The following is a 24,499-nucleotide window of genomic DNA, read 5'->3' as shown; positions in this document are numbered from 1 at the left end:
GCGTCATGCCAGGCAGACATAGTTGCTGCCCCGGCACGGCCGGCGCCGCCGGCAAGGGCAGGCTGCCCGCCGCAGCCGGCAAGGCCAGCCCGTCGAGCGCGATCACGCCACCTTCGGCAAAGGCCAACGCCCGCTCCAGCACATTTTCCAGTTCGCGTACATTGCCGGGAAACGCATACGCGGCCAGGGCCGCCAGAACCGGCGGCGCCAGGCTTACGGCCCGGCCCGGCGACAGGCGCGCGAGGATCACCTCACATAATACCTGCAGATCGCCGCGCCGCTCGCGCAGCGGCGGCAGTGCCAGTTCGATCACATTGAGCCGGTAAAACAGGTCCTGGCGCAACGTGCCTGCGGCCACGCCGTGTGCCAGGCCATGCTGGCTGGCGCACAGGATACGCACGTCGACGGCCTCGTCAGTACTGCCGCCCAGCTTGCGCACACGGCGCTCCTGCAGCACGCGCAACAGTTTCACCTGCATGGCCAGCGGCAGATCATCGACTTCGTCGAGCAGCAAACTGCCACCGTGGGCCGCCTGGAACAAGCCCTGGCGCTCGTGCAACGCACCCGTATAGGCGCCGGGACGGCAGCCGAAGAATTCGGCCTCCATCAGCGCTTCGGGAATGGCGCCGCAGTTGACGGCGATAAACGGGAAGCCGGCGCGCGCGCCCTGCGCATGGATGGCGCGCGCCGCCAGTTCCTTGCCCGTGCCTGATTCGCCACGGATGGCCACCGGCGCGCCACAGCGGGCGATACGGCCGATCTGCGCGCGCAGCGCTTGCATGGGCAGCGAGTTGCCGCTCAGTTGCGACGCTTGCGGCATGCCGCTAGCGGTCACGGTATGCGGGCTGGGACGGGGCATGGGGGACGCGCCTTTCTGCAATGGCGGTGACGAACCGCCTGCTGCAGATGCTACGCCGGACGGATGCCGGAGGGCCTTACGATACGGATGAGCAACGCGGCGCCGGCCTGCCCTTACAGCGTGGCGTGCGCGTGGCTGCAGTAATCGTGTCCCTTGGCCTGCACGTTTTCCGAGGCAGGGTAGTACACGCCGCAGTGGGCGCAGCAAAGCATCAGCTCGGCATCTGGCAATTCCTGCGGCCGCGCCGGCGGCGCATACGGGTTCGGCCGCTGCTGCTGTTGCGCGCGGGCCCGTTGCTGCATGCCACGGAGCTTGCTGCGGATTGCAAACAGCACCAGGAACACCAGTGCCAGCCAGAATAAAACACGTGTCATGCGTATCCTCGGTGTAAAACCACTTCCAGTACAAAACGGCTGCCAACATAGGCCAGCAGCAAGGTAGCGAAACCGGCCAGGGTAAAACTCAGGGCCGTCTTGCCGCGCCAGCCGCGAAAGCGGCGCCCTGCCAGCAGCGAGGCAAACAGCAGCCACGACAGCATGGTAAACACGGATTTGTGATCCCAGGTAAGCGCCTTGCCAAATAATTGCTCGGAAAACACGATACCTGACAGCACGGTCAGGCTCAGCAGGATGAAACCCAGGCCGATCATGCGAAACAGCAGTTTTTCCATCGTCAGCAGGGCTGGCAGCTGGTCCAGCGCGCTACCGATGAAGCCACGGCTTTCGCTGCGCGTATGCAAACGCGATTCCTGCAGCGCCATCAGTACGGCGTGAAAGGCGGCAATCGTCAGGGTGCTGTAGGCGAGCACGGCCACGGCAATATGCCAGCCGAAGACGGCCGACTTGCCTTCCATGCTGACCTGGATGCCAGGAAAGGCCCAGGCCAGGCAGAGGGCGATGACAGCGCTGGGCATGACCATGCGGCGCAATCCGTCCAGGCTGAAATTACGGTTCTCGATCCAGTAGGCGCCCACCGAGACCCACAGTGCGGCCGACAGCATGGCGGAAAAACCGAAGCGCAAGGTGCCCGGCGCCATCAGGTCGAACCACAGGGTGGCGGCGTGCGCCAGCCAGGCGACGCCGGTCAGGCCGGCAATGAGCCGGGCGCGGGACGAGGGAAGCACCGCGCACGCCGCGTACAACAGGGCGGCGATGAAAAAGAAATAGATCTGCATAGTTTAAGTTTACACCATAGCTGGCAAGTGCGATTCAAGCGGCAGCCCGGGGGACAGGCACGACGCCGCCATCCAATGCCGCAAGCCTGCCATGATATCGCGCCTGCGGCATGACGGGGTGGCGCAGCCTCAAGATTTCGGCAATCTTTCGCACCGCCTGCCTATCTATTAGTATGCCGCAAAAAAATGATGGCCCGCTTAAGCGGGCCATCGGGCAGTGCCAAGCTCCGGTTTACTTCACATTCAGGCTCTTTTTCGCCTGCTCCAGCAAGTCCGTCTTGACCCAGTCCTTGGCCACGGGCGGCTTGCTCATGCGGCCCACGCCCGTTTTCACCATCACATCGGTGGTTACCTGGATATGCTCGGGCGAGATGTCATACGAATACGGCGAATTGCTGATCGCGTCGTCGAAGTCCTCCTTCGTGATCTGGCCGCGGAACACCACTTCACGCACATACTTTTCCGCCGTCGCCTTGTTGTCGATAAAGGTCTTGGTGGCTTCGACGAAGCAGCGCATGAATTTTTCCGCCACGGGACGGCGTTCCTTATAGAACTTTTCCGTCATCACCATGGTCCGCACGGGCTCGCCGATGGGCGTGTCGTAGGGCTTGATGACCTCGGTGCCGAAACCCTTGTTGATCGCCTGCGACGATTGCGGCTCGGATTGCATCATGGCGTCGATATTCTTGCCCATCAGTGCCTGGTTCAAGTCGGCGTAAGCCAGGAACACCAGTTGCACATCCTTGCCCTTGGTGTCGGCATACGTCAAACCAGCCTGCGACAGCTCGGCCAGCAGCAGCACTTCCTGAATGCCGCCGCGCGTCACGCCCACGCGCTTGCCCTTCAAATCCTTCACGCTGGCAATCTTTTGCCCCGCTCCAGCCACCAGGCGCGCGCCGCCCTTGGCAAAGCCGGCCACCACATAGATGGGAGCACCGCCGGCGCGGCCGGAAATGGCCGCTTCGGACGCCGTCGCCCCCACGTCGAGCTCGCCCGCGATTATCGCCTGCATCACATCGAGGCCCTTGGCGAAGATATGCTCCTCGACCTTGATGCCGCACTTGGGTGCAATTTCCTTGATGTACGACACGGCGCCGTAATGGGCGAATTTCAAATTCCCCAAACGCACGACTTCCTGCGCCTGGGCCGAACCCACGCTGAACGCCAGCATGAGGGCGGCGGCAATACCGGTCGTCACGGTTGATTTTTTTTGCATCGGGTTCTCCTGTGGTGGTTGGTATGTGCCCGCAAGGGCATAAAACGCGAAACACTGCTTCTTATTATGAGAAGATAGTACCGCGTGTTAGAGCGAGGCCAATATTTTTTTGCCGGCAGCCACGCTGCCGGCGCTGTTACAACAGCTATTGTCCCGCCAGCGCCACCACCGGGTCGAGTCCCGACGCCGTGCGCGCCGGCATGAAGCCAAACACCAGCCCCGTCACCACGGCGCAGGCAAAGGCGCCGCCGACGGCGCTCAGCGAAAAGATCACCGGCACCTCCCATACCAGCAGCAAGCCGGCCACCGTCACGCCGACCACGATGCCGGCTACGCCGCCCACCACCGACACCAGCACGGCTTCGGTGAGGAACTGGCGCAAGATGTCGCGCCGCCGAGCGCCCGTCGCCATGCGGATGCCGATTTCGCGCGTGCGCTCGCGCACCGTCATCAGCATCACGTTCATGACGCCGATGCCGCCCACCACCAGCGACACGGCGGCGATCAGGCTGAGCATCATGGTCATGTTGTCCTGCGTCCTGGCTTCGGCGGCGATCGACGCGGCCGCGTTGCTGATGCCATAGTCGCGGATGCGGTGGCGCTCGAACATGGTGGCGTCGACCGCCGCCTCCACCTCGGTCACGCGCTTGACATCGCTCACCGCCATGACCGTGTACGTCGGCTCGCGCTGGCCAAAGACGCGGATGCCGGCCGTGGAAAACGGCAGCAGCAGCACGTCGTCTTCATCCTTCTCGCCCGTCAGCGCGCCCTTCGCGCTCATCACGCCGATCACCTGGAACGGCACGTTGCCGATCAGGATGCTCTGCCCCACGGGGTTGGGCACGTCGGGCATCAGCTTTTCGGCCAGGTGCGCGCCCAGCACGGCCACGGTGGCCATTTCGCGTTCATCTTCCTCGGTAAAGAAGCCGCCCTTGGCCACCGGCCAGGTCTGGATCTGCGGCAGGGCCGGCCCCGTGCCGCGCACATACGTCTGCACATCGAGGTTAGCGTGGCGTATTACCTTGTTGCCGGTGACATTCGGCAGCACGTGGGAAATGCCCGGTACGTCCTTGAGCGCATCGAGGTCGGCCAGGGTGATGCTGCGCCCGGGGATGCGCGAGCTTTCGCCGCGCGACGCCATGTACAGCAGGTTCGAGCCGAATGCGCCTAATTGGGCCATCACCTGCTGGCGCGTGCCCAGGCCGATGGCCAGCATGACGATCACGGAGGCCACGCCGATGACGATGCCCAGCAAGGTCAAGCCCGTGCGGAAGCGGTTGATCCACAACACGCGCCAGGCCGCGCGCGCCGCGTCGAGCAATTCCGTGCCCAGCGAAGCACCTGTATCGTGGGCGGCGCGCGACATGTCCAGCGGCGGCAGGGCTGTCGACGTGGAAGGAATGGCGATGGCGCCCGAGTCTGCGATGATTTCGCCATCGCTGATCTCGATCACGCGGCGCGCCTGGGCCGCCACCTTGCGGTCATGCGTGATCAGGATGATGGTGTGGCCCGCGTCGGCCAGTTCGCCCAGCAAGGCCATGACTTCGGCGCCGCTGCTGCTATCTAACGCCCCCGTCGGTTCATCGGCGAGGATGATGCGCCCGCCATTCATCAGGGCCCGCGCGATCGACACCCGCTGCTGCTGCCCGCCCGACAATTGATTCGGCCGGTGGTCGAGGCGCTCACCGAGGCCCAGGCGTTTGAGCAGCGCTTCCGAGCGCGCATGGCGAGCCGCAGCCGGCATGCCCGCGTACAGGGCCGGTACTTCCACGTTTTCGCGCGCCGATTCGGTGGCGATCAGGTGGTAGCCCTGAAAGACGAAGCCGAATGCCTCGCGCCGCAGCCACGCCAGTTCATCGGGATTCAGGCTGGCCACGTCCTGGCCGGCGAAACGGTAACTGCCGGCGCTAGGGCGGTCAAGGCAGCCCAGCAGATGCATCAGGGTCGATTTGCCGGAACCGGACGCGCCGACGATGGCGACGAATTCGCCGGCACCAATGGACAGGGTCAGGCCGCGCAGCACTTCCACTGCCGGTGCGCCGTCATGACCGCCGTAGCGCTTGCGTATGCCGACAAGTTCAATCAGTGGCGCCGGCTGGACAGGTTCTCCGGCTTGCCCCAGCGACGCAGCCTCGCTCATCGCGCTCACAGCTGGAACCTGCTGGCGCCGCTGCTGGCCGGCTGCTCGCCTGTCACCAGCAATTCCCCTTCGCGCAAGCCTTGCAGCACTTCCGCGCTGAGGCGGTTGCGCACGCCCACGGTGACGGCGCGCGTATCGACCTTGCCGTCCGCATCCATCACTCGGGCCGTGTACTGCCCCGGCCTGGCGCCCTCTTCAGTCGATGGTTTCAGGGCCGGCAAGGGCACGGCCAGCACATTGTTTGCCGCAGCCGTGACAAACACCACTTGCGCCGTCATCTGCGGCATCAGTTCGCCATCGGCATTATCCACGTCGAACAGCACGGTATACAAGATCACCTTGCTGGTCGATGGCGCGAGGGCCGTGCCGGCGGCGGAACCACCTGGCACCGGCGGGGCAGGCAGCACTTGGCGCACCTTGCCGCTCCAGCGCCGCTGGTCGCCGCCCAGGGTGGTGAAGTACACGGGCATGTCCGGACGCACGCGGCGCACGTCCGCTTCCGACACTTCCGTCCATACCGTCATGGCCGACAGATCGGCGATGCGCAGGATGTTCGGCGTCTGGTACGTGGCGTTCAGGGTTTGCCCTTCTTTCGCGTCCAGGCCCACGACCTTGCCGGCCATGGGCGCGTAGATGCGCGTATAGCCGAGGCGCGCCTCGTCCGCCTTCAGGCTGGCCTGGGTCTGGGCGATCTGCGCCTTCAGGTGGTCTATCTTGGCGCTGGCCGAGGCCAGGGTGGCTTCGGCCGTCTCCAGGTCGGCCAAAGGCGTCGAGTCGAACTTGGCCATCTGCTTCTGGCGCACATGCTGCTGGCCCGCCAGGCGGTGCTGCGCCTGCTGGTCGGCCAGCTGCGCGCGCAAGCCCGCCAGCGCGGCGCGGCCCGCATCGACCGTGGCTTGCTGCACGCTGGGATCGATCTCGGCCAGCAACTGGCCTTTTTCCACGGCACTGCCAGGCTGCACGTGCAGGCGCGTGATCTGGCCCGACACCTGCGCGCCCACGTCGACATAGGTTTGCGGCTGCAGGGTGCCGATAGCCGTGACGCTCGCTTCGATATTGCCGCGCTTGACGGGCGCCGTGTCGAATACGGTAGTCGGGCCGCGCGTGGCCCACAGGACACCGGCGCCCAATAGCGCCAGCAAGACTGCGCCGCCCAGGATGCGGGCGCGGCGGGTAGGCAGGCGGGCCGCCATCAGGAAGCCGCCTTGCGCTTGCAGCTAAAGTAAAACGGTGTCGCCAAACGTGAAAAATACATCGGTCTATCCTTAAAAATAGCGGTGAACATCACCGCAGTAAGGTCACAAGACCTGCCAGCGCGGCGACGGCTGCCAGCAGGGAACTACGCAACAGCAATCGGGGCGCATACGGCAGCAGCAGGGCCACCAGCAGCGCGCCTGCCCCGATGAATCCCAGCCAGGCGACGACGCCGACGCTGACGCTCCAGCCGGCCACGCAGGGCCAGATGGCCAGCGCCAGCAGCATGGCGCCCGCCAGTTGCAGCACGCGCCGCACATTCGGTGCCGCGTCCCTGCCCCAGACCTGGCCATGATGGCGGTCCATCGCCAGCGAAAGGCTGGCCATGCCCGCATACGACAGGCCCAGCGCGCACAGGATGGTATTGATCATGACTGTCCTTCCGTATTGACGTGCAGGCTGGCCGTGGGCGCAGCGCTTTCCCTGGCCCCAGCCTTCCTGAGCGGTTTTTCCTTGCGCTTGCGGACTTTCCACGCACCCCAGGCGGCCAGCAGGCCAAAGGCCATGCTGCCCAGTTCCACGCCGGCGCTTTCCCAGTCGCCGCGCGCGATTTGCGCCGTCAGCTTGTCGCCCGTGCTCAGGAAATTGAGTAGCGGCAAGAGCAGGCACAGGGCGGCCAGCAAGCCCAATTGCTCGATCCACGCGCGCTTTTCCGCGCGCAGGCAGGCGTGCACCAGCATCAGGAACCACACGCCGAAGAAGGCGCGCACTTCCCAGCCGGCGCGGTGCTCGAGGCCGACGGGGATCAAACGGTTGGCCCACAAAAAGCCCACGCAGGCGATGGCCAGGCCGGCAATCGCCGCCACGTTCAGGCATGCGATGAGGCGGTACACGCGCTGCGTGTAGGCGCCGAACTCGGCGCCGGACTTCTGGCGGCGCTTGACCATAAACAGGATGGCGCCCGTGCCCATCATGGCCGTGCCGGCCAGGCCGCAGAAGAAATACAGCCAGCGCATGGGCGTGCCGCCGAAACCGACCATGTGCAGGTTCGACATGACGGAGCGCGTCAGGCCCGCGCCGCCCGTATCCGACTCGCCGGGCCGGCGCACGGCGACCTGCTCGCCCGTGGCCAGCGCATAACAGGCCCTGCCCGTATTGGCGCTGATCCGTTCCAGCAAATCCGCGTCCTCGTTCCAGCCATACATGCACACGCGCATGGAGGCGTCATTCGGATTGTCCAGCACCACGGCGCGGATTTCCTGGCCGATGGCTTGCTCGGCACGCAGCGCGAACGATTCCAGCGCGGGAATGGCCAGCGGCTGGCCTGTCTTTTCGGGCTTGCCCGCATCGTTCCAGTCGGCCAGGAAGGCCCTCTTGGCATTGTCCATGCCGTATTGCGCCACCACGGGGGCCGGCACATAGTCATCGCTGAAAAATGCCAGGCCCGTGTAGGCGATCATGAACTGGAACGGCAATGTCAGCACCGCCACCGCGTTGTGCGCGTCAAGCCAGGAACGCTGGCCCTTGGCTGGGCGGAAGGTAAAGAAATCCTTGAAGATGCGCTTGTGCGTGATGACGCCGCTCACCAGCGCCACCAGCATGATCATGGTGGTGATGGCGACGATCCACACGCCGATGCGTCCCGCGTGCAGCTCGTAGTGGAAATCGACGAAATGGTGGCCGCCGATGGTTTCCCGTTCGCTCGCCTCGCGCGCATGTTTGACGATGGCGCCCGTCAACGGATCGAGGTCCGCCGAGCCATAGCCGCCGCTGGGCTGGAACCAGTAGGCGGACAGGCCGTGGCCGGGACGCTGCACGGGCCAGATTTCCCACATGTCCGCCTTCGGGTGTTCCTTTGCCATGAAGTCGAGCGCCAGTTCCAGACGGTGTGCGCGGTCCGTGACCTTGGGCAGCGGCGGATCGTTCGCATGCGCCGCCTCTTCCAGGGCGTGTTCGGGCGTCATCCAGTGGCCGATCGGGTCGTCGAAGACGGCCAGGGTGCCGGTCAGGAAAATGGCGAACAGCAGCCAGGAAATCCACAGGCCGCTCCAGGTATGCAGCCAGGCCATGGCCTGGCGCAAACCGCCCTGCTGCGGCGTCTTGAGCACTTTATCAACCTTGACGGCGTTCATGCGGCGCCTCGCGACAGCAGCAGGCCGATGCCGCCGCAAACGATGGCCGGCAGCAGCATGCCGAGCCAGGCGCGGCGCAGGTCTTGCACGGCAAAGACCCAGATCACGGCGCAAGTGTAGACGAGGAAGGCGCTCAGGGTGGCCGTCAGCACGGCTTCGGCGCGCGACAGCGGCAGCACGGCGGCCAGCAGCACGGCCACGCCGGACGTGAGGGCATAGCCGCCAAAGATGGCGGCGAGCACGCGCGAGAACAACATCATGTTGGCCGACTTCATCATCGCGGCGCTCCCTGTGCCATACGCCGGCGCACGCCGTCGCGGGCCAGATTCAACTGCACATCCATAAGCCATGCATCCTTCATTCGAGTAGGTGAGTTAAAGTTTGTAATTGAGCGTCAACATCAGGTTGCGCGGCGCGCCCACCAGATTGCCAAAGACACTCGAGTAAATGCTCTGGTAATAGTGCTTGTCGAGCGCATTGTTCACGTTCAGGCGCAGCTCGGCGCGGCTGTCGATCTGCCACGCCGCGTTCAAACCGAGGATCGCGTAGCGGCCCTGGCGCAGCTTGTAGCTGCCGTCCGTTGATTCCGTCGCGCCCTGTCCGTACACCGAGGCACCGACGCGCCAGCCTTGCGCCGCGCCGGACAGGCGGTAGCTGGTGGCCAGCTTGAGCTGCTGACGCGGATAGCGGCTATTGAAATCCTTGCCGATATTGGCAGCATCGCTGTCGCGCGTAAATTGCGCCTTCACATAGGTAAAACCGGCCGACAGCTGCCAGTCTGGCGTCAGCGCGCCCGCCACGTCCAGCTCCACGCCTTCGCTGCGCACTTCGCCCGACGCGCGCTGGCAATAGCCCCAGGTGCTGCCGGGGCAGGGATTCGGGCCGGCCAGGTCGTCCACGCCGCGGTTTTGCTGGCGGATCTGAAACACGGCAGCGCTGGCATTGAGGGCGCCGCCAAAGTATTCGCCCTTCACGCCCGCTTCATAGTTGGTGCCGCTGATCGGCTTCAGAGGCTGTCCGTTGGCGTCGGTGGACGCTTGCGGCTGGAAGATCTCGGTCCAGCTGGCGTACACGGAATGCTGCTTGTCGAGGTCATACACGACACCGGCGTAGGGCGTGAATTCGCGCGCCACCGAGTAGCCGGCATCGTCCTTGTACCAGCTCACGCGCCCGCCCAGCACCAGCGACAGCGGGTCGGCCAGGCGCATGCGCGTGCCCGCATACACGCCGCTTTGCTCGGTGATGCTGGCCGTGCCCCACTGCGCGTAATTGATGACGGGACGCGCCACGCTGCCAGAGTCCCAGTGGTATGGGTCGATCACCGGCGCGGCCGCGCCCCAGCTGTACGGCGCCCAGCCGCCATAGCTGTTTTTCGACGAACGGCGGTGGCTGGCGCCGACCGTCAGCTCGTGCTCGCGGCCGAACAGGCTGTAGCTGCCGCTGGCATACGCGTCGTAACTGGTGTTCGCCAGTTCGGCGCGGTAGCTTTGCGAATTGAAGCGCAAGGTGTCGCCACGGCGGTTGATGCCGGAAAACGTGGTATCGATCTCGGGCGTCTTGCGCGTGGCCGCCAGCTTGGCCTTCCAGCCATTGCCGAAGCGGTGTTCCAGTTCCGCGAAGATTGTTTTATCCGTCTGGCGCCAGCCATCGAAGTCGGTGCCCAGGTAGGTGGAGCGGGGCAAATTCAGGAAGCTGCCATCGGCGGTCGTGACCACGCCCGTCGTGACGCCATCGTTATCGGTCTTGCGGTAATGGGCGCCCACGCTCAACGTCGTATCAGGGCGCAGCTCCGCCTCGATGATGCCGTACAGCTGGTGATTGCGGCCATGCAGCACGTCGACAAAATCCTTCTTGTCCTGCAATGTCACGACGATGCGCCCACGCAGGGTCTTCGCTTCGTTGAGCGCGTTGGCCGCATCGGCTTCCAGGCGGTAGTTGCTCCAGCTGCCGACGCTTGCCGAAAACGAGGCTTGCGGCGTGGCCGTCGGGCGCTTGCGCACCAGGTTGATGGCCGCGCTGGGCGTGCCGCTGCCCGTCATCAAGCCCGTGGCGCCGCGCACCACCTCGATGCGGTCATAGATGGCCAGGTCGTCATTGTCGCCATTGAAGGTGCCATTCGCGCCCAGGCTGGTGGGCAAGCCATCGAACAGGATGTTATCGACCGGAAAGCCACGTGCGCTGAAACTGCCCGAATCACCCGTAAAATTGCCCTTTTGCATGACCAGCCCCGTGATCGACTGCACGGCGTCGTCCAGGGTCGTGATGCCCATATCATCGATCTGCTGGCGCGTCAGCACGCTGACCGACTGCGGCGTCTCGCGCAGCGACAGATTCAGCTTGGTTGCCGTATTGCTCACGCCCGTCGTGTAAGAGCCGCTGCCTTCCGTCACCGCATCGCGTCCTGCCGTGACGGACACTGCGGCCATGGTCTGCTCGGACGCGGGAACGGCTGGCGCCTGCTGCGCCAGGGCCGGCAAGCTGGCGGCCAGGCACACGGCAGCCACGGCCTGCGCCAGCGGATGCCGCTGGGGACGATACGATACGAAATTGACAAGATGCGAAACCTGTTGCATGAAAAATCCTGAAAAATGGCGTCATGAGACGGTGAAAAACAGGCGCCCTACTCTGTAGGTGCCGTGAAAACGAAAAACGGGCAGCCGGATGGCGAAATATTTTTGCGCAGCGTGCTATGGCGCCGGTTCGACGCTGACCCAATAGCGCGTGCGGCTGCGCAGCGGCACCGGTGGCGAGTTGGGCAACATGTTCAAGGTGCGCTGGATCGCAGGTCTTGTTGCTGGGCAAAATCGGCGGCCGACATGGCATCCCTTTCGGCTCAGGCGTGCAGCGCCCGAGAATGTAAATAAGAATTATTCTCATTCTAACCGTGCAATGCCTTTCGTGCAATCGCGACCTTGCCAGAAATACCAACTAATTCAAAAGCCGGCCAACCGCCAGGCGCTGCAGCAGGAGAACGCCGGCGACCCGCGATAAGGTAAAATGGCGCCCATCGTCCGGCTTGCGCCGCCCACTCCCAAGCTTTTCATTGCAGGTTCATCATGCTAGATAATCTCACCCAACGGCTTGCCAAAGTCGTCAAGACCATGCGCGGCGAGGCGCGCCTGACCGAAGCGAACACCGCCGACATGCTGCGCGAAGTGCGCCTGGCGCTGCTCGAAGCCGACGTCGCCCTGCCCGCCGTGCGCGAATTCATCGCCAAAGTCAAAGAAAAAGCCATGGGCGAGGATGTCATTTCCTCGCTCACGCCAGGCCAGGCCCTGGTTGGCGTGGTGCAGCGCGAGCTGGCCGCCCTGATGGGCGCCGACCTGGGACCGGAAGCGTCACAGATCAGCTTTGCGCAGCAGCCGCCCGCCATCATCCTGATGGCCGGTTTGCAGGGTGTGGGTAAGACCACCACCGTCGGCAAGCTGGCGAAATACCTGAAGGAAGAAAAGAAAAAGAAAGTGCTGACCGTCTCGGCCGACGTCTACCGTCCCGCCGCGATCGCCCAGCTGCAATCGGTCACCGCCCAGGTGGGCGCCGACTTCTTCCCGTCGTCCAGCACCGACAAGCCGGTCGATATCGCCCTGGCCGCGCTGGACTGGGCGAAAAAGCATTACCACGACGTGCTGATCATCGATACGGCCGGCCGTCTCGGTATCGACGAAGAGATGATGCGCGAAATCGCCGCCGTCCACGGCGCCGTGAAACCGATCGAAACCCTGTTTGTCGTCGACGCCATGCTGGGCCAGGACGCCATCAACACGGCGAAAGCCTTCAACGATGCGCTGCCACTGACCGGTATCGTGCTGACCAAGCTCGATGGCGATGCGCGCGGCGGTGCGGCCCTGTCGGTACGCCATATCACGGGCAAGCCGATCAAGTTTGCCGGTGTCTCGGAAAAACTCGACGGCCTGGAAGCGTTCGATCCGACCCGCATGGCCAACCGCATCCTGGGCATGGGCGACATCCTCGCGCTGGTGGAAGAGGCGCGCAAGGGCGTCGACAGCAAGGCGGCGGCCGACCTGGCGCAAAAGATCAAGGTAGGCGGCAAGTTCGACATGAACGACTTCAAGGCGCAGCTTGGCCAGATGAAGAAAATGGGCGGCATGGCCAACCTGATGGACAAGCTGCCGGCGCAGTTCCAGCAGGCGGCAGGCGGCAAGAACATGGATCAAGCCGATAAACAGGTGCGCCGCATGTGCGGCATCATCGACTCGATGACGCCGCAGGAACGCGCCAAGCCTGAACTGATCAAGGCCACGCGCAAGCGCCGCATCGCCGCCGGCGCCGGCGTGCAGGTGCAGGAAGTGAACCGCATGCTGACGCAATTCGAGCAAATGCAGACGATGATGAAGAAGTTGTCGGGCGGCGGCATGATGAAGATGATGCGTTCCATGAAGGGCATGATGCCCGGCATGAGGTAAGGCGTCTGATCATCGCTTGACACCCAAAAAAACACTGTTCCAGACAATGCCGGATTGCATTTTCATGTATCCGGCATCGTTCCTCCCTCCCCCCGCAGTACCCCTCCCCGCATAGCCAGCAAGCATGCCCTTTTCGGGCAAAAACGCCGTTCCGCGCCCCCAAGCGGTGCGCCCGGGAGACAGGCGCGTCATTTCCCTGCTTTTTCCTCGTGAAAACGTGAAAAACACTTGCATACAAGGTAAATCCACACCAATATTAGCCGTGCGATTAATTGCGCAATTTCCCATGTGTTTGTTAAGGAGGCTCGAAGATGGCAACAGCCAAAAAAACCCCAGTAGCAGCGCCAGCCAAAGCAGCAGCAGCCAAGCCTGCAGCCGCCAAAAAAGCAGCACCCGCAGCCAAAGCAGCAGCTAAACCAGCAGCGGCGAAGAAAGCGGCAGCACCGGCAACACCACGCAAGCCAAACGCAGCATTCATGAAAGCAATGACGCCATCGAAAGAGCTGGCCGCCGTTGTTGGCGCAGCACCACTGCCGCGCACGGAAGTGACCAAAAAGGTATGGGATTACATCAAAAAACTCGATCTGCAAGATCCGGCCAACCGCCGCATGATCAATGCGGACGACAAGCTGAAAGCAGTTTTCGGCGGCAAAGCCCAAGTCTCCATGTTTGAAATGACGAAACTGATCTCCGATCATTTGAAATAATCAGATACCCACAGGGCGTTACACGCCGTGTGAGTGCCCCGCCGCATTACTGCGAGCGGGGCATTTTTTTGGAGTCAGACCCTCAACACCGCTAACACAGAGCTCTGCGCCAACGCTCCCGGGGGTCTGACCACAGCCTTCATCTGAACTCCCACTGCTTCCAAGCCGCCCTTACTGCATTCGGATACTCGGCCCGTCCCCGGCTGCCGTTGTAACGGCCCAGCGCCAGGTACAAATCGCCGCGTTCCATGTCCAGGTACATGCGCAGGATCGCGCAGCCATAGCGCAGGTTGGTCTGCATGTGGAACAGCTTGCTGCGGTCGCTGTCGCCGATGACGCCCGTCCAGAACGGCATCACCTGCATGTAGCCGCGTGCGCCGGCCAGCGAAACGGCGTACTTGCGGTAAGCCGACTCCACCTGGATCAGGCCCAGCACCAGGGCCGGTTCCAGGCCTGCGCGGCGCGCTTCGTACCATACTGTTTCCAGGAATTCCGTGCGCAGCTGGGCGTCCGGCAGCTTGCGCCGCAGGCGTTGCGACATCTGCGCCAGCCATTGCTGGTAGCGCTGCAAGTCGGCAGGAGTGGCAAATTTGGGTTGTGGCGGGCGTTCGTCGCGGATCGCGTGCGACAGGGCCAGGCGGACGGAGTCGGCCAGCGCCTCCTCTTTCTGGTTGCCGGCCTGCGCCGTGCAGGCGCAGGCCAGTCCGGCGGCCAGCGCGAGCGCGCCAGCCGTGTTACTGAGCGAAAAGCGCTTCACTGCGCCATTTTGCCCTGGATGAAAGCGACGATCTCGTCCGGCGCCACGCCGGAAGCTTCCGTGTCGCGGCGGCCCTGGTATTCCAGCTTGCCTTCTTTCAGGCCGCGTTCGCCGATGACGATGCGGTGCGGCACGCCAATCAGTTCCCAGTCGGCAAACATGGCGCCAGGACGCAAGCCGCGGTCGTCGACGATGACATCGACGCCAGCGCCTTGCAGGGCCGCGTACAGCTTCTCCGTCTCTTCCTTGACCATTTCGCTACGCTCCATGCCCATCGGGCACAGCACGACCTCGAATGGCGCGATCGACGCCGGCCAGATGATCCCCTTGTCATCGAAGTTCTGTTCGATGGCGGCACCCAGGATGCGCGTCACGCCGATACCGTAGCAACCCATCTGCAGCGGCGCAGGCTTGCCGTTTTCGTCGAGGAAGGTGGCTTTCATGCTTTCCGAGTACGCCGTACCCAGCTGGAACACATGGCCCACTTCGATGCCGCGCTCGATGGCGAGCGCGCCCTGGCCGTCCGGCGATGCGTCGCCGGCGACGACATTGCGCAAGTCGGCCACGATGGCAGGCTCGGCCACGTCGCGGCCCCAGTTGGCGCCCGTGTAGTGGAAACCGGCGTCATTCGCGCCGCAAACGAAGTCGCTCATGTGGGCGACCGTGCGGTCCGCCACCACGGTGACGGCAGCTTTCGTGCCGATCGGGCCCAGGTAGCCGGGAATCGTGCCGTAGACTTCCAGGATTTCCGCTTCCGTCGAGAAACGGTGACCGGCCAGGCCGGCAACCTTGCCCACCTTGATCTCGTTCAATTCATGGTCGCCGCGCAGCAGCAGCATGAAGTACTGTTGCGTGACCTTGCCGTCTTTTTCCGTTTCCACCGTCAGGGCGATGGTTTTCACGGTCTGCGACAGCTCGATACCCAGCAGGGCAGCCACGGTTTCGCACTTGACGGTGTCCGGCGTGGCCGTTTTCGTCAGCGCCTGGGTTGCGGCCGGGCGCTCGCCCGCTGGCGGCAACGCTTCGGCCGCTTCCATGTTGGCAGCGTAATCGGACGTCGGGCAGTACACGAGCGCGTCTTCACCCGTGTGGGCGATGACGTGGAATTCATGCGAACCGGAACCGCCGATGGCGCCATTGTCGGCGGCCACGGCGCGGAATTTCAGGCCGAAACGCGTGAAGATGCGCGTGTAGGCGTCAAACATGACCTTGTACGAAGCCTGCATGCCGGCCAGGTCGCGGTCGAAGGAATAGGCATCCTTCATGGTGAATTCGCGGCCGCGCATCAGGCCGAAGCGGGGACGGCGCTCGTCGCGGAACTTGGTCTGGATGTGATAAAAGTTCAGCGGCAACTGGCGATAGGACTTGATTTCCGTGCGCACGACGTCGGTGATGACTTCTTCCGATGTCGGCTGGATCGCGTATTCGCGGCCATGGCGGTCTTTCACGCGCATCAGTTCGTCACCCATCTTGGTCCAGCGGCCCGTTTCCTGCCACAGTTCGGCTGGCTGCACGAGCGGCATCAGCAGTTCGATACCGGCGGCTTTGTTCATCTCGTCACGGATGATGGCTTCCACCTTGCGGATCACGCGCAAGCCCATCGGCATGTAGGTATAGATGCCGGAACCGAGGCGTTTGATCATGCCTGCACGCATCATCAATTGGTGGCTGACGATTTCCGCGTCAGAAGGTGCATCTTTAAGTGTGGAAATAAAAAAACGGGAGGCGCGCATAACGGTGAATTCTTTTTAAAAAGAGAGGGTTATAATCAACCTAATTTTAAAGGATTAGCTGGCTGATGCGTCCATACTTTACACAAATGCGCTCAATTGGTGCGATTCCGGCGCTTTTCGCACCCCGAAAAGGTCACCGGCTTGCGAAGTTGTGGGTAATTATGTAAAAAAGGACGCTCTGTCGCAGAAAGTTTGAGGTGCATTATGCTCGACCGTGAAGGGTTTCGGCCCAACGTCGGCATCATCCTGCTAAACGCCCAGAACGAGGTGTGGTGGGGCAAGCGGGTGCGCGAGCACTCATGGCAGTTTCCGCAAGGCGGTATCAAATATGGCGAAACACCGGAACAAGCCATGTTTCGCGAACTTGAAGAGGAAATAGGACTCAGACAGGAACACGTCAAAATTGTCGGCCGCACCCGCGACTGGCTGCGCTATGAAGTGCCAGACCACTTCATCAAGCGCGAGATTCGCGGCCATTACCGTGGCCAGAAGCAGATTTGGTTTCTGCTGAGAATGTGCGCGCGCGATAACGACGTCAATCTGCGCCTGACCGACCATCCCGAGTTCGACGCCTGGCGCTGGCATGAATACTGGGTCCCGCTCGATGTCGTCATTGAATTTAAACGCGATGTGTACCAGCGCGCCTTGCAGGAGCTGTCCCGCTTCCTGACCTGGCCCGTGCATGGCAACGCACAGCAAGCGCACCGCCACACGTCGCGCTACCTGCGCCAGCCCCATGCGCCACGGGCGCAGGATGGCGCGGCACAGACCAAGCCCTGCGACGGCATTGCCGCCGAAGGGTGTACGCCGGAGCTGATCTTGCCGGGCAAGGGTTAGTGCGCCGTAACATGAACGCACTCTCCCACGCAAAAGGGGCAGCCTGACCAGGCTGCCCCTTTTTCATGCCGACAGGAAAATCACCTGCCGCTCCGATTCTCTTAGTTGGCTACCGGCGCTGGCACAGCGGCGGGAACTTCCAGCGTGATCGCTTTCAAGCCCAGGATATTGCTGCTGTAATGGCGGATCTTGTTGGCCAGGGCTGGGTCATTGTTCAGCTTTTGACCGTACGACGGTACCATTTCCAGCATCTTCGCCTGCCATTCCGGCGTCGCCAGGCGGCTCTTGAAGGCCGTTTGCAGCACCTTGATCATGATGGGCGGCGCGGTCGAAGCGCCTGGCGAAGCGCCCAGCAGGGCGACGATGCTGCCATCGGCGGCGCCGACGACTTCCGTGCCGAACTGCAGCAAACCGCCCTTGACAGGGTCATCCTTGACGATCTGCACGCGCTGGCCAGCATTTTGCAAGGTCCAGTCTTCCATCTTGGCGTTCGGCAAGTACTCACGCAGGGTCTGCAAGCGGTCTTCCGGCGTGTTCATGACTTGCTCGACCAGGTATTTCGTCAGCGGAATATTGTCGTAACCGGCTTGCAGCATGGGTTTCACATTGCCCGTGCCGATCGAAGCAGGCAGGTCGATCCAGGAACCGTTTTTCAGGAACTTGGTCGAGAAAGTGGCAAACGGGCCAAACAGCAGGGCTTTCTTGCCATCGATGATGCGCGTATCGAGATGCGGCACGGACATCGGCGGCGAACCGACGGATGCCTTGCCATAGACCTTGGCAGCATGCGCCGCCACCAGGTCCGCATTGGTGGTCACCAGCCATTGGCCGCCCACCGGCACGCCGCCGTAGCCCTTGGCTTCAGGAATGCCCGATTTTTCCAGCAGCGGCAGCGAACCGCCACCCGCACCGATGAAGACAAACTTGGCGCGCATGGTTTTTTCCTTGCCAGCGGCCAGGTCTTTCACCGTCACGTTCCACACGCCATCGGCGCCGCGCTGGATGTCTTCCACCTGATGACGCAGATGCAAGACCATGCCGTGGCTGTCCGTCAGGTATTTCACCAGGCCACGCGTGAGGTTGCCGAAATTGACGTCGGTACCGATCTCCATGCGCGTCGCGGCCACTTTCTGGCCCTGGTCGCGCCCTTGCATGACCAGCGGCGCCCATTGCGCGATCTGCGCCTGGTCTTCCGAGTACAGCATGCCCTTGAACAGGTTTTCCTTTTGCAGCGCGGCATAGCGCTTCTTCAAAAAGGCAATATTGTCATCGCCCCACACAAAGGCCATGTGCGGCACGTTGTTGATGAAGGTCTGCGGCGCGCCCAGGTGCTTGTTGGCCACCTGATAAGCCCAGAATTGCTTGGAAATTTCGAATTGCTCGTTGATGGCAACGGCTTTCTTGGTCTCGATGCTGCCATCGGCCGCTTCCGGCGTGTAGTTCAGTTCGGCGAAGGCCGAGTGGCCCGTGCCGGCGTTGTTCATCGCGTCCGAACTTTCGGCGGCCACGGAATCGAGGCGCTCAACCATTTCCATCGTCAGCGACGGATCGAGTTCCTTGAGCATGCTGCCGAGGGTGGCGCTCATGGTGCCGGCGCCGATCAGCAGCACGTCGATCGGTTTTTCGGACGAGGCCGGAGGGGTTTTGTCACATGCCGCCAGGATCAGGCACGACATCAAAAGTAATAGCGATTTACGCATACGTAACTCCGTTATGAATACTGAGGGTTGGCTCTTCCAGGCCACCAGGGCGGCAAACGCCGGATCATCAGGAAACAGCAATCCCTCCAGCGCAAGAAGCGGCCGGATCGTCGAATATTGTCAATGATGAAGCAAGCATGCCGCCGCCGCGCCGCAGCGTGCGGCAGCGATCGGGTGGCGCTGGTGCGGACAGGGAAAACACGGCGCCGCTGCTGTCCTGGCCCTCGCGCGGGGCCAAAATCACAGCAAAAGGACGGCGATGTCCATAGCAAATATCAAGAGCGGCGATTTTATCACCGTTATTTGCCCTCGCCGGGCCGCCCGGATCGTGGATAACACTTACTGCGGAGCATTAAATGGAACGTCAGGGGAGGTCAACAATCGAGCGGATGCCGTCATGCCGAGAGCAAGAAACGGATGGCAGCCCGGCGCGGGCCATGGTCTGATGGCGCTTTGATCCTGCCGGAGCCTGACCATGTCTTTCCGTATCCGCGGCCTGTCGCCGCGCCCATTCCAGCACCTGTATGGCTTGCCCGATGCCGAACTGGCCACGCTCGGCATCCTGCGCTACGTCGTCGACTGCCAACCTGGCTACCCGGATCGCATCGAACTGCGCGACGCGGCGATCGGCGATGCGGTGCTGCTGCTGAACCATGTCTGCCAGGATGCGGACACGCCCTACCGCGCCTCGCACGCCATTTTTATACGCGAGGGCGCCACCCAAACGTACGACGCCGTCGACCAGGTGCCCGAGTCGCTGCGCATGCGGCTGCTGTCGCTGCGCGCCTACGACGCCCACGGCATGATGCTGGACGCCGACGTGGTGGAAGGCACGGCCATCGAAACCGTGATCGCACGGCTTTTTGCCCAGTCCGCCATCAGCTATATCCACGTGCATAACGCCAAACGGGGCTGCTATGCGGGCCGCATTGACCGGGCCTGAGTAAGCTTGATGCGTACGCGGTACAATATCGCCTGCCCTTTTCAGCCTCAAGCCAAAACGATGTTCAATCCTTCTTCCGACGACGTGCGCCGCTTCTTTTGCGACACCTTGCGCAAGCACCGCGCCCATGAAATCCTCACCCCGATGGAAGCCATCGCGCTCGACTGGATCCTCGAACACCCGGAATATGAGAGCGAACTGGACGACGTCGAAGCGGCACTGGCGCGCGATTACTCGGTCGAAGGCGGACAGGCGAATCCCTTCCTGCACCTGTCCATGCACCTGTCGATCACGGAGCAGGTGCAAGTCGACCAGCCGCGCGGCATCCGCCCGGCCGTGCAGCAACTGACCCAGCGCCTCGATTCTGCCCATGCAGCCCAGCACGAAGTGATGGAATGCCTGGGCCAGATGATCTGGGCTTCGCAGCGCTCGGGCTTGCCGCCGGACACCGACGCGTATATCGACTGCGTGCGCCGACGTTAAGCTGACTGCAGCGCCATGGCGACGGCGCCGACGATGAAGACCACATCGCCGAAGGTGCGTATCGAGCATGGGATCATGCCAACCGATAACAAGCGGATAAAGATCATCAGCACCAGGCCCGCGTGCAAGTCCCAGGACGCCGTCTTCATCAATGCAGGGGGCAACGGTAGTCGGGCCACGGGTAGCGCAGCACCAGGCAGCCCGTGGCTTTCCAGAACAACGCCGCCTGGAAACGGATATGCTCGGCCTCGATGCGCTGGAAGCGAGCCAGCGCCAGGCCATCCGGCAAGCGCTGGTCCTGCAGGAGCATAACTGGGACGCCGCAGCGCGGCAACTGGCGCTGGACGCCAGCAACTTGCACAAACTGGCGCGCCGGGTGGGGCTAAAAGCCTGACCCGGGTTAAAACTCAGCGGTGAATGACCAGGGTGGTCGGCAGGCTGTGCAGGTAGGCGGCCAGGTCCTTGATGTCCTGGTTGCTCAGCGGTTTTACCTGGCCCGTCATGATGGCATTGTTGCGGCCATTGGCCTTGTCGCCCCGTTTATACGCCGTCAAGGCGTGTTCCAGGTAGTCCTTGTGCTGGCCCGCCAGTTTCGGGTACGACGGGTCGATGGGCGAACCGTAATCCTTGCCGTGGCAGGTGGCGCAGCTGTATTTTTCGGCCAGGGCCTTGCCCGTGTTGATATTGCCGGCGGCGCTGGCGCCGAACGAGACGGTGGCGCAAACGAGGGCGGCGAGTAGTATTTTCATCTGGCTGATCCTCAGTTCGGCTTGGCTTGTTGCGCATAATACGCGGCGACATCGGCGATATCCTGGTCGGACAGGCTGCTGGCGATGCCCTTCATGCTGGGGTGCTTGCGATCGCCCTTCTTGTAGGCTTGCAGCGCATTCTCGATATATTTCGCCGGCTGGCCGCCGATCATCGGCACCTGGAACACCTCGGGGAAAGTTGCCTTGTAACCGGGAATGCCGTGGCAGCCGATACACATTTCCACCTTGGCAGTCGCTGCCTTGGCGTTTCCTAAAATGTCAGCCGCTGTGACGGCATTTGCTATGCCGGCAAGCACGAGAAGTGCAAATATTTTTTTCATAGTGGCAATGTGAACAAAGGTAATCGGAGAAACGCCAGCGCTGGTTTTTTTGATCTTATGTGTTGACAATTAAGGTTGACAATTAATCTGCTGCTTGCCGATTCTAGCCAAGATATTCTTGCAAGTCCACCTATAAAACCCGCATTGTCGGCCGGCGGGCACAGGCCGTCTGCGTGGCGGTGCGCCACAGTTCTGTTTATACTTACCATTTCCCTACTTTGGCAGATCGCTCATGCAAGCACAGCACCCCCAGCAAGGCCAACGCTTCGAAGGTTCCGACAGCTATGTCGCCACCGCCGACCTGAAACTGGCCGTGAATGCGGCGCTGACCCTGCAACGCCCGCTGCTGATCAAGGGTGAACCGGGCACGGGCAAGACCATGCTGGCCGAGGAAGTGGCTGCCGCGCTGAACATGCCGCTGATGCAATGGCATATCAAATCGACCACCAAGGCGCAGCAGGGACTGTACGAATACGACGCCGTGTCGCGCCTGCGCGATTCGCAGCTCGGTGACGAGCGCGTGCGCGATATCCAGAATTACATCGTCAAGGGCGTGCTGTGGCAGGCGTTCACGGCGCCCGAACCGGTGGTACTGCTGATCGATGAAATCGACAAGGCCGACATCGAATTCCCGAACGATCTGTTGCGCGAACTGGACCGCATGGAATTCTATGTCTACGAGACGCGCGAAATGGTCACGGCGCGCCACCGTCCGCTCGTCATCATCACCTCGAACAACGAGAAGGAATTGCCGGACGCCTTTTTGCGCCGCTGCTTCTTCCATTACATCAAATTCCCGGACAAGGACACGATGGAGCAGATCGTTGCCGTCCATTATCCGCACCTGAAACAGGAATTGCTGGCGCAGGCGCTGCAAACCTTTTACGCAGTGCGCGACGTGCCGGGCCTGAAGAAAAAGCCGTCGACGTCGGAATTTCTCGACTGGCTCAAGCTCCTGCTGGCAGAAGACATCCCGGCCGAGGCACTGCGCAGCAAGGATGACAAGGTTGTCGTGCCGCCGCTGCACGGCGCGCTGCTGAAAAACGAGCAGGACGTGCACCTGTTCGAGCGCCTGATGTTCATGTCGCGCACCAACCGCTAAGGAGAGCGAGTGAACGACATCAGCCCGGACAAGGTCTTCGTCCCCCTGGAACTGCACGGCATCCGCCTCGAAGCACTGGCGCCGCACCATGCGCCTGGCTTGCGCGCGGCGGCCACGGATGGCGAGCTGTGGAATCTGCGCGTCACTTCCGTGCCCGAGCCGGACCGGGTGGACCAGTACATTTTCAAGGGCATCGAGATGCGCCCTTCGCGCTTCGCCTTTGCCGTCATCAACGTGGCCAGCGGCGAGGTACTCGGCACCACCAGCTACCACGACGTGCTGCCAGCCATTGGCCGCCTGGAAATCGGCTACACCTGGTATGCGAAGCGCTGCCAGCGCAGCCACGTCAACACCACCTGCAAATTACTGCTGCTGGCGCACGCCTTCGACACGCTCGGCTGCGCGCTGGTGGGCTTGCGCACCGATAATTTCAACCACGCCTCGCAGGCAGCCATCGAGCGCCTGGGCGCGAAAAAGGACGGCGTGCTGCGCCACCACGCACTGCGCCGCGACGGCACCGTGCGCGACACCGTCATGTACAGCATCACGCGCGGCGAATGGCCAGAAATTGCCGCCCATCTGCGCTACAAGCTGGCGCAGCGTCCCATCGCCGCACTGTCCCGTGCGGGAGAGCCGGCGCCATGCTGATCGATTTCTTTTTCACGCTCAAGGATGCGAAGATTCCTGTCACGATCAAGGAATTTCTGACCCTGCTCGAAGCACTGCAAAAGAACGTCATCGACGCCTCGATGGACGATTTCTACTATCTTTCGCGCCTGACCCTGGTCAAGGACGAAGCCCATTTCGACAAGTTCGACCGCGCGTTTGCGCAGTACTTCAAAGGCGTGAGCGCAGCCTTCGACACGAACGCGGCGATTCCCCTCGACTGGCTGCTCAAACGCATGCAGCGCGAACTGTCCGAGGAGCAGAAGGCGCAGCTGGAGAAATTCGGCTACGACAAGCTGATGGAGCGCCTGAACGAGCTGCTGAAGGAGCAGAAGGAACGCCATGAGGGTGGCAGCAAGTGGATAGGCACGGGGGGTACGTCGCCGTTCGGCAATGGCGGCACGAACCCGGAAGGCATCCGCATCGGCGGCAAGGGCGGCAGCCGCACGGCCGTCAAGGTATGGGAAGCACGCAGCTACAAAGACTACGACAGCGAGCGCGAACTGGGCACGCGCAACATCAAGGTGGCGCTGCGCCGCCTGCGCAAATTTGCGCGCGAAGGTGCGGAAGACGAGCTGGCGCTGGACGCCACCATCGCCGCCACGGCCAATAACGCGGGCTACCTCGACATCAGGATGCGGCCCGAACGCAAGAACCGCATCAAGGTGCTGATGCTGTTTGACGTGGGCGGCAGCATGGATGACCATATCGAGCGCACCGAAGAACTGTTCTCTGCCGCGAAGACGGAATTCAAGAACATGGAGTTCTTTTACTTCCATAACTGCGTCTACGACTATCTGTGGAAGAACAACCGGCGCCGCAACGCCGAGCGCTTTCCCACCTGGGACGTGCTGCGCAAGTACCCGCCCGACACCAAGCTGATTTTCGTCGGCGACGCCACCATGAGCCCCTATGAAATCCTGCAGCCGGGCGGCAGCGTCGAATACAATAACGAGGAAGCGGGATCGACGTGGCTGGCGCGCTTTACCCAGGCATTCCCGAAATTCATCTGGCTCAATCCCGAGTCGGAGGGCTTATGGCAATACCGCCAGTCGATCGGCGTGATGCGGCAATTGATGAACAACCGCATGTTCCCCCTCTCGATCGACGGGCTGGAGCGAGGCATGCGCCTGCTCAGTAAATAAAGGCACGCAACAAAAAGTCCATGGCGGCATAGGGCCGCCATGCCGTACACTGCGACACAGAATGACCGTGCGGAACATCTCCGCTGCGGGCGGGTACCATACGCTGATACCAGCCCTGCCGACCTGCTACATCCTGTGCGCGGCCGCCATGGACGCGACACTGTTCGATTGCGCACATCGTGCGCGCCTTCTGCTCC

25 protein-coding genes are annotated in these 24,499 nt (G+C 62.5%); 9 read left to right on the top strand and 16 right to left on the bottom strand.

Annotated elements, in window-relative coordinates:
• From K0F85_RS08085 to K0F85_RS08040, 10 genes are all read right to left on the bottom strand, one after another.
• A partial coding sequence (locus K0F85_RS08085) for a sigma 54-interacting transcriptional regulator (RefSeq protein WP_219115518.1) occupies nt 1–859 on the bottom strand: 859 nt, incomplete at its 3' end.
• A gap of 113 nt (nt 860–972) precedes the next feature.
• A complete protein-coding gene (locus K0F85_RS08080) occupies nt 973–1,233 on the bottom strand; it encodes a PP0621 family protein (protein ID WP_219115517.1) in 261 nt (86 codons plus the stop codon).
• Nucleotides 1,230–2,033: an inner membrane protein YpjD gene (locus tag K0F85_RS08075; protein ID WP_219115516.1), complete on the bottom strand. Its 804-nt coding sequence runs from the start codon at nt 2,031–2,033 to the stop codon at nt 1,230–1,232. Before K0F85_RS08075 ends, K0F85_RS08080 begins: the two co-directional genes overlap by 4 nt.
• Nucleotides 2,034–2,265: 232 nt before the next feature.
• The gene (locus K0F85_RS08070) at nt 2,266–3,249 is read right to left on the bottom strand and encodes an ABC transporter substrate-binding protein (RefSeq protein WP_374198652.1); all 984 of its coding nucleotides are present in this window, start codon (nt 3,247–3,249) and stop codon (nt 2,266–2,268) included.
• Between the two features lie 145 nt (nt 3,250–3,394).
• The gene (locus K0F85_RS08065; RefSeq protein WP_219115515.1) at nt 3,395–5,389 is read right to left on the bottom strand and encodes a MacB family efflux pump subunit; all 1,995 of its coding nucleotides are present in this window, start codon (nt 5,387–5,389) and stop codon (nt 3,395–3,397) included.
• A gap of 5 nt (nt 5,390–5,394) precedes the next feature.
• A complete protein-coding gene (locus K0F85_RS08060) occupies nt 5,395–6,582 on the bottom strand; it encodes an efflux RND transporter periplasmic adaptor subunit (RefSeq protein WP_219115514.1) in 1,188 nt (395 codons plus the stop codon).
• A 91-nt stretch (nt 6,583–6,673) separates the two neighbouring features.
• A complete protein-coding gene (locus K0F85_RS08055; RefSeq protein ID WP_219115513.1) occupies nt 6,674–7,015 on the bottom strand; it encodes a DUF3325 domain-containing protein in 342 nt (113 codons plus the stop codon).
• Nucleotides 7,012–8,715 carry a PepSY domain-containing protein gene (locus tag K0F85_RS08050; protein WP_219115512.1) on the bottom strand — a complete coding sequence of 568 codons (1,704 nt, stop codon included), beginning with the start codon at nt 8,713–8,715 and terminating at the stop codon, nt 7,012–7,014. The genes K0F85_RS08055 and K0F85_RS08050 overlap by 4 nt, the downstream gene beginning before the upstream one ends.
• Complete coding sequence (locus K0F85_RS08045; protein ID WP_219115511.1) at nt 8,712–8,993, bottom strand: hypothetical protein; 282 nt, start codon at nt 8,991–8,993, stop codon at nt 8,712–8,714. Before K0F85_RS08045 ends, K0F85_RS08050 begins: the two co-directional genes overlap by 4 nt.
• 96 nt (nt 8,994–9,089) lie before the next feature.
• Nucleotides 9,090–11,288, bottom strand: a complete 2,199-nt coding sequence (locus K0F85_RS08040) for a TonB-dependent siderophore receptor (protein ID WP_219115510.1) — start codon at nt 11,286–11,288, stop codon at nt 9,090–9,092.
• Between the two features lie 483 nt (nt 11,289–11,771).
• Between K0F85_RS08040 and ffh the strand changes: the two genes are divergently transcribed.
• Together ffh and K0F85_RS08030 are read left to right on the top strand one after the other, a co-directional pair.
• Complete coding sequence (ffh, locus tag K0F85_RS08035; protein ID WP_034780269.1) at nt 11,772–13,139, top strand: signal recognition particle protein; 1,368 nt, start codon at nt 11,772–11,774, stop codon at nt 13,137–13,139.
• 311 nt (nt 13,140–13,450) lie between these two features.
• Nucleotides 13,451–13,846: an SWIB/MDM2 domain-containing protein gene (locus K0F85_RS08030; RefSeq protein WP_071653383.1), complete on the top strand. Its 396-nt coding sequence runs from the start codon at nt 13,451–13,453 to the stop codon at nt 13,844–13,846.
• A gap of 139 nt (nt 13,847–13,985) precedes the next feature.
• On the opposite strand, the gene K0F85_RS08025 is transcribed toward K0F85_RS08030, so the two are convergent.
• Both K0F85_RS08025 and K0F85_RS08020 read right to left on the bottom strand, forming a co-directional pair.
• Nucleotides 13,986–14,603 (bottom strand): lytic transglycosylase domain-containing protein, encoded by a 618-nt coding sequence (locus K0F85_RS08025; protein WP_219115509.1) that lies wholly within the window; start codon nt 14,601–14,603, stop codon nt 13,986–13,988.
• Nucleotides 14,600–16,336: a proline--tRNA ligase gene (locus K0F85_RS08020; RefSeq protein WP_219115508.1), complete on the bottom strand. Its 1,737-nt coding sequence runs from the start codon at nt 16,334–16,336 to the stop codon at nt 14,600–14,602. Before K0F85_RS08020 ends, K0F85_RS08025 begins: the two co-directional genes overlap by 4 nt.
• Nucleotides 16,337–16,540: 204 nt before the next feature.
• Here K0F85_RS08020 and K0F85_RS08015 point away from each other — a divergent pair, with 204 nt between their 5' ends.
• Nucleotides 16,541–17,173, top strand: a complete 633-nt coding sequence (locus K0F85_RS08015) for an RNA pyrophosphohydrolase (RefSeq protein WP_219115507.1) — start codon at nt 16,541–16,543, stop codon at nt 17,171–17,173.
• A gap of 101 nt (nt 17,174–17,274) precedes the next feature.
• On the opposite strand, the gene mqo is transcribed toward K0F85_RS08015, so the two are convergent.
• On the bottom strand, nt 17,275–18,873 hold the full coding sequence (mqo, locus tag K0F85_RS08010) for a malate dehydrogenase (quinone) (RefSeq protein WP_374198651.1): 1,599 nt from the start codon (nt 18,871–18,873) through the stop codon (nt 17,275–17,277).
• A 475-nt stretch (nt 18,874–19,348) separates the two neighbouring features.
• On the opposite strand from mqo, the gene K0F85_RS08005 reads away from it, so the two are divergent.
• Nucleotides 19,349–19,816, top strand: a complete 468-nt coding sequence (locus K0F85_RS08005; RefSeq protein WP_219115506.1) for a DUF1203 domain-containing protein — start codon at nt 19,349–19,351, stop codon at nt 19,814–19,816.
• A 60-nt stretch (nt 19,817–19,876) separates the two neighbouring features.
• A complete protein-coding gene (locus K0F85_RS08000; protein WP_219115505.1) occupies nt 19,877–20,299 on the top strand; it encodes a DUF1841 family protein in 423 nt (140 codons plus the stop codon).
• Here the strand turns inward: K0F85_RS08000 and K0F85_RS07995 are convergent.
• The gene (locus K0F85_RS07995; protein WP_219115504.1) at nt 20,296–20,448 is read right to left on the bottom strand and encodes a hypothetical protein; all 153 of its coding nucleotides are present in this window, start codon (nt 20,446–20,448) and stop codon (nt 20,296–20,298) included. The two genes, K0F85_RS08000 and K0F85_RS07995, sit on opposite strands and share 4 nt — an antisense overlap.
• A gap of 89 nt (nt 20,449–20,537) precedes the next feature.
• Between K0F85_RS07995 and K0F85_RS07990 the strand changes: the two genes are divergently transcribed.
• Nucleotides 20,538–20,693: a hypothetical protein gene (locus tag K0F85_RS07990; RefSeq protein WP_219115503.1), complete on the top strand. Its 156-nt coding sequence runs from the start codon at nt 20,538–20,540 to the stop codon at nt 20,691–20,693.
• A gap of 13 nt (nt 20,694–20,706) precedes the next feature.
• On the opposite strand, the gene K0F85_RS07985 is transcribed toward K0F85_RS07990, so the two are convergent.
• Nucleotides 20,707–21,048, bottom strand: a complete 342-nt coding sequence (locus tag K0F85_RS07985; RefSeq protein ID WP_219115502.1) for a cytochrome c — start codon at nt 21,046–21,048, stop codon at nt 20,707–20,709.
• An 11-nt stretch (nt 21,049–21,059) separates the two neighbouring features.
• Nucleotides 21,060–21,389 carry a cytochrome c gene (locus K0F85_RS07980; RefSeq protein WP_219115501.1) on the bottom strand — a complete coding sequence of 110 codons (330 nt, stop codon included), beginning with the start codon at nt 21,387–21,389 and terminating at the stop codon, nt 21,060–21,062.
• A gap of 232 nt (nt 21,390–21,621) precedes the next feature.
• Between K0F85_RS07980 and K0F85_RS07975 the strand changes: the two genes are divergently transcribed.
• Genes K0F85_RS07975 through K0F85_RS07965 form a run of 3 tightly spaced genes read left to right on the top strand, consistent with a single transcriptional unit; the run spans nt 21,622 to nt 24,302 of the window.
• A complete protein-coding gene (locus K0F85_RS07975) occupies nt 21,622–22,491 on the top strand; it encodes a MoxR family ATPase (protein ID WP_219115500.1) in 870 nt (289 codons plus the stop codon).
• Nucleotides 22,492–22,500: 9 nt separating this feature from the next.
• On the top strand, nt 22,501–23,139 hold the full coding sequence (locus K0F85_RS07970; protein ID WP_219115499.1) for a GNAT family N-acetyltransferase: 639 nt from the start codon (nt 22,501–22,503) through the stop codon (nt 23,137–23,139).
• Nucleotides 23,133–24,302 carry a VWA domain-containing protein gene (locus K0F85_RS07965; RefSeq protein ID WP_219115498.1) on the top strand — a complete coding sequence of 390 codons (1,170 nt, stop codon included), beginning with the start codon at nt 23,133–23,135 and terminating at the stop codon, nt 24,300–24,302. The genes K0F85_RS07970 and K0F85_RS07965 overlap by 7 nt, the downstream gene beginning before the upstream one ends.
• Nucleotides 24,303–24,499: the final 197 nt, after the last annotated feature.

Source organism: Janthinobacterium sp. UMAB-56, assembly GCF_900095265.1.
Lineage (GTDB): Bacteria > Pseudomonadota > Gammaproteobacteria > Burkholderiales > Burkholderiaceae_D > Janthinobacterium.
The sequence above is the reverse complement of the archived record's forward strand: the minus strand, read 5'-3'. Positions and strand labels throughout refer to the sequence as shown.

Coding starts and splice junctions, on each gene's coding strand:
- K0F85_RS08080 (WP_219115517.1), bottom strand. CDS start 1,233: ATGACACGTGTTTTATTCTGGCTGGCACTGGTGTTCCTGGTGCTGTTT.
- K0F85_RS08075 (WP_219115516.1), bottom strand. CDS start 2,033: ATGCAGATCTATTTCTTTTTCATCGCCGCCCTGTTGTACGCGGCGTGC.
- K0F85_RS08070 (WP_374198652.1), bottom strand. CDS start 3,249: ATGCAAAAAAAATCAACCGTGACGACCGGTATTGCCGCCGCCCTCATG.
- K0F85_RS08065 (WP_219115515.1), bottom strand. CDS start 5,389: ATGAGCGAGGCTGCGTCGCTGGGGCAAGCCGGAGAACCTGTCCAGCCG.
- K0F85_RS08060 (WP_219115514.1), bottom strand. CDS start 6,582: ATGGCGGCCCGCCTGCCTACCCGCCGCGCCCGCATCCTGGGCGGCGCA.
- K0F85_RS08055 (WP_219115513.1), bottom strand. CDS start 7,015: ATGATCAATACCATCCTGTGCGCGCTGGGCCTGTCGTATGCGGGCATG.
- K0F85_RS08050 (WP_219115512.1), bottom strand. CDS start 8,715: ATGAACGCCGTCAAGGTTGATAAAGTGCTCAAGACGCCGCAGCAGGGC.
- K0F85_RS08045 (WP_219115511.1), bottom strand. CDS start 8,993: ATGATGAAGTCGGCCAACATGATGTTGTTCTCGCGCGTGCTCGCCGCC.
- K0F85_RS08040 (WP_219115510.1), bottom strand. CDS start 11,288: ATGCAACAGGTTTCGCATCTTGTCAATTTCGTATCGTATCGTCCCCAG.
- ffh (WP_034780269.1), top strand. CDS start 11,772: ATGCTAGATAATCTCACCCAACGGCTTGCCAAAGTCGTCAAGACCATG.
- K0F85_RS08030 (WP_071653383.1), top strand. CDS start 13,451: ATGGCAACAGCCAAAAAAACCCCAGTAGCAGCGCCAGCCAAAGCAGCA.
- K0F85_RS08020 (WP_219115508.1), bottom strand. CDS start 16,336: ATGCGCGCCTCCCGTTTTTTTATTTCCACACTTAAAGATGCACCTTCT.
- K0F85_RS08015 (WP_219115507.1), top strand. CDS start 16,541: ATGCTCGACCGTGAAGGGTTTCGGCCCAACGTCGGCATCATCCTGCTA.
- mqo (WP_374198651.1), bottom strand. CDS start 18,873: ATGCGTAAATCGCTATTACTTTTGATGTCGTGCCTGATCCTGGCGGCA.
- K0F85_RS08005 (WP_219115506.1), top strand. CDS start 19,349: ATGTCTTTCCGTATCCGCGGCCTGTCGCCGCGCCCATTCCAGCACCTG.
- K0F85_RS08000 (WP_219115505.1), top strand. CDS start 19,877: ATGTTCAATCCTTCTTCCGACGACGTGCGCCGCTTCTTTTGCGACACC.
- K0F85_RS07995 (WP_219115504.1), bottom strand. CDS start 20,448: ATGAAGACGGCGTCCTGGGACTTGCACGCGGGCCTGGTGCTGATGATC.
- K0F85_RS07990 (WP_219115503.1), top strand. CDS start 20,538: ATGCTCGGCCTCGATGCGCTGGAAGCGAGCCAGCGCCAGGCCATCCGG.
- K0F85_RS07985 (WP_219115502.1), bottom strand. CDS start 21,048: ATGAAAATACTACTCGCCGCCCTCGTTTGCGCCACCGTCTCGTTCGGC.
- K0F85_RS07980 (WP_219115501.1), bottom strand. CDS start 21,389: ATGAAAAAAATATTTGCACTTCTCGTGCTTGCCGGCATAGCAAATGCC.
- K0F85_RS07975 (WP_219115500.1), top strand. CDS start 21,622: ATGCAAGCACAGCACCCCCAGCAAGGCCAACGCTTCGAAGGTTCCGAC.
- K0F85_RS07965 (WP_219115498.1), top strand. CDS start 23,133: ATGCTGATCGATTTCTTTTTCACGCTCAAGGATGCGAAGATTCCTGTC.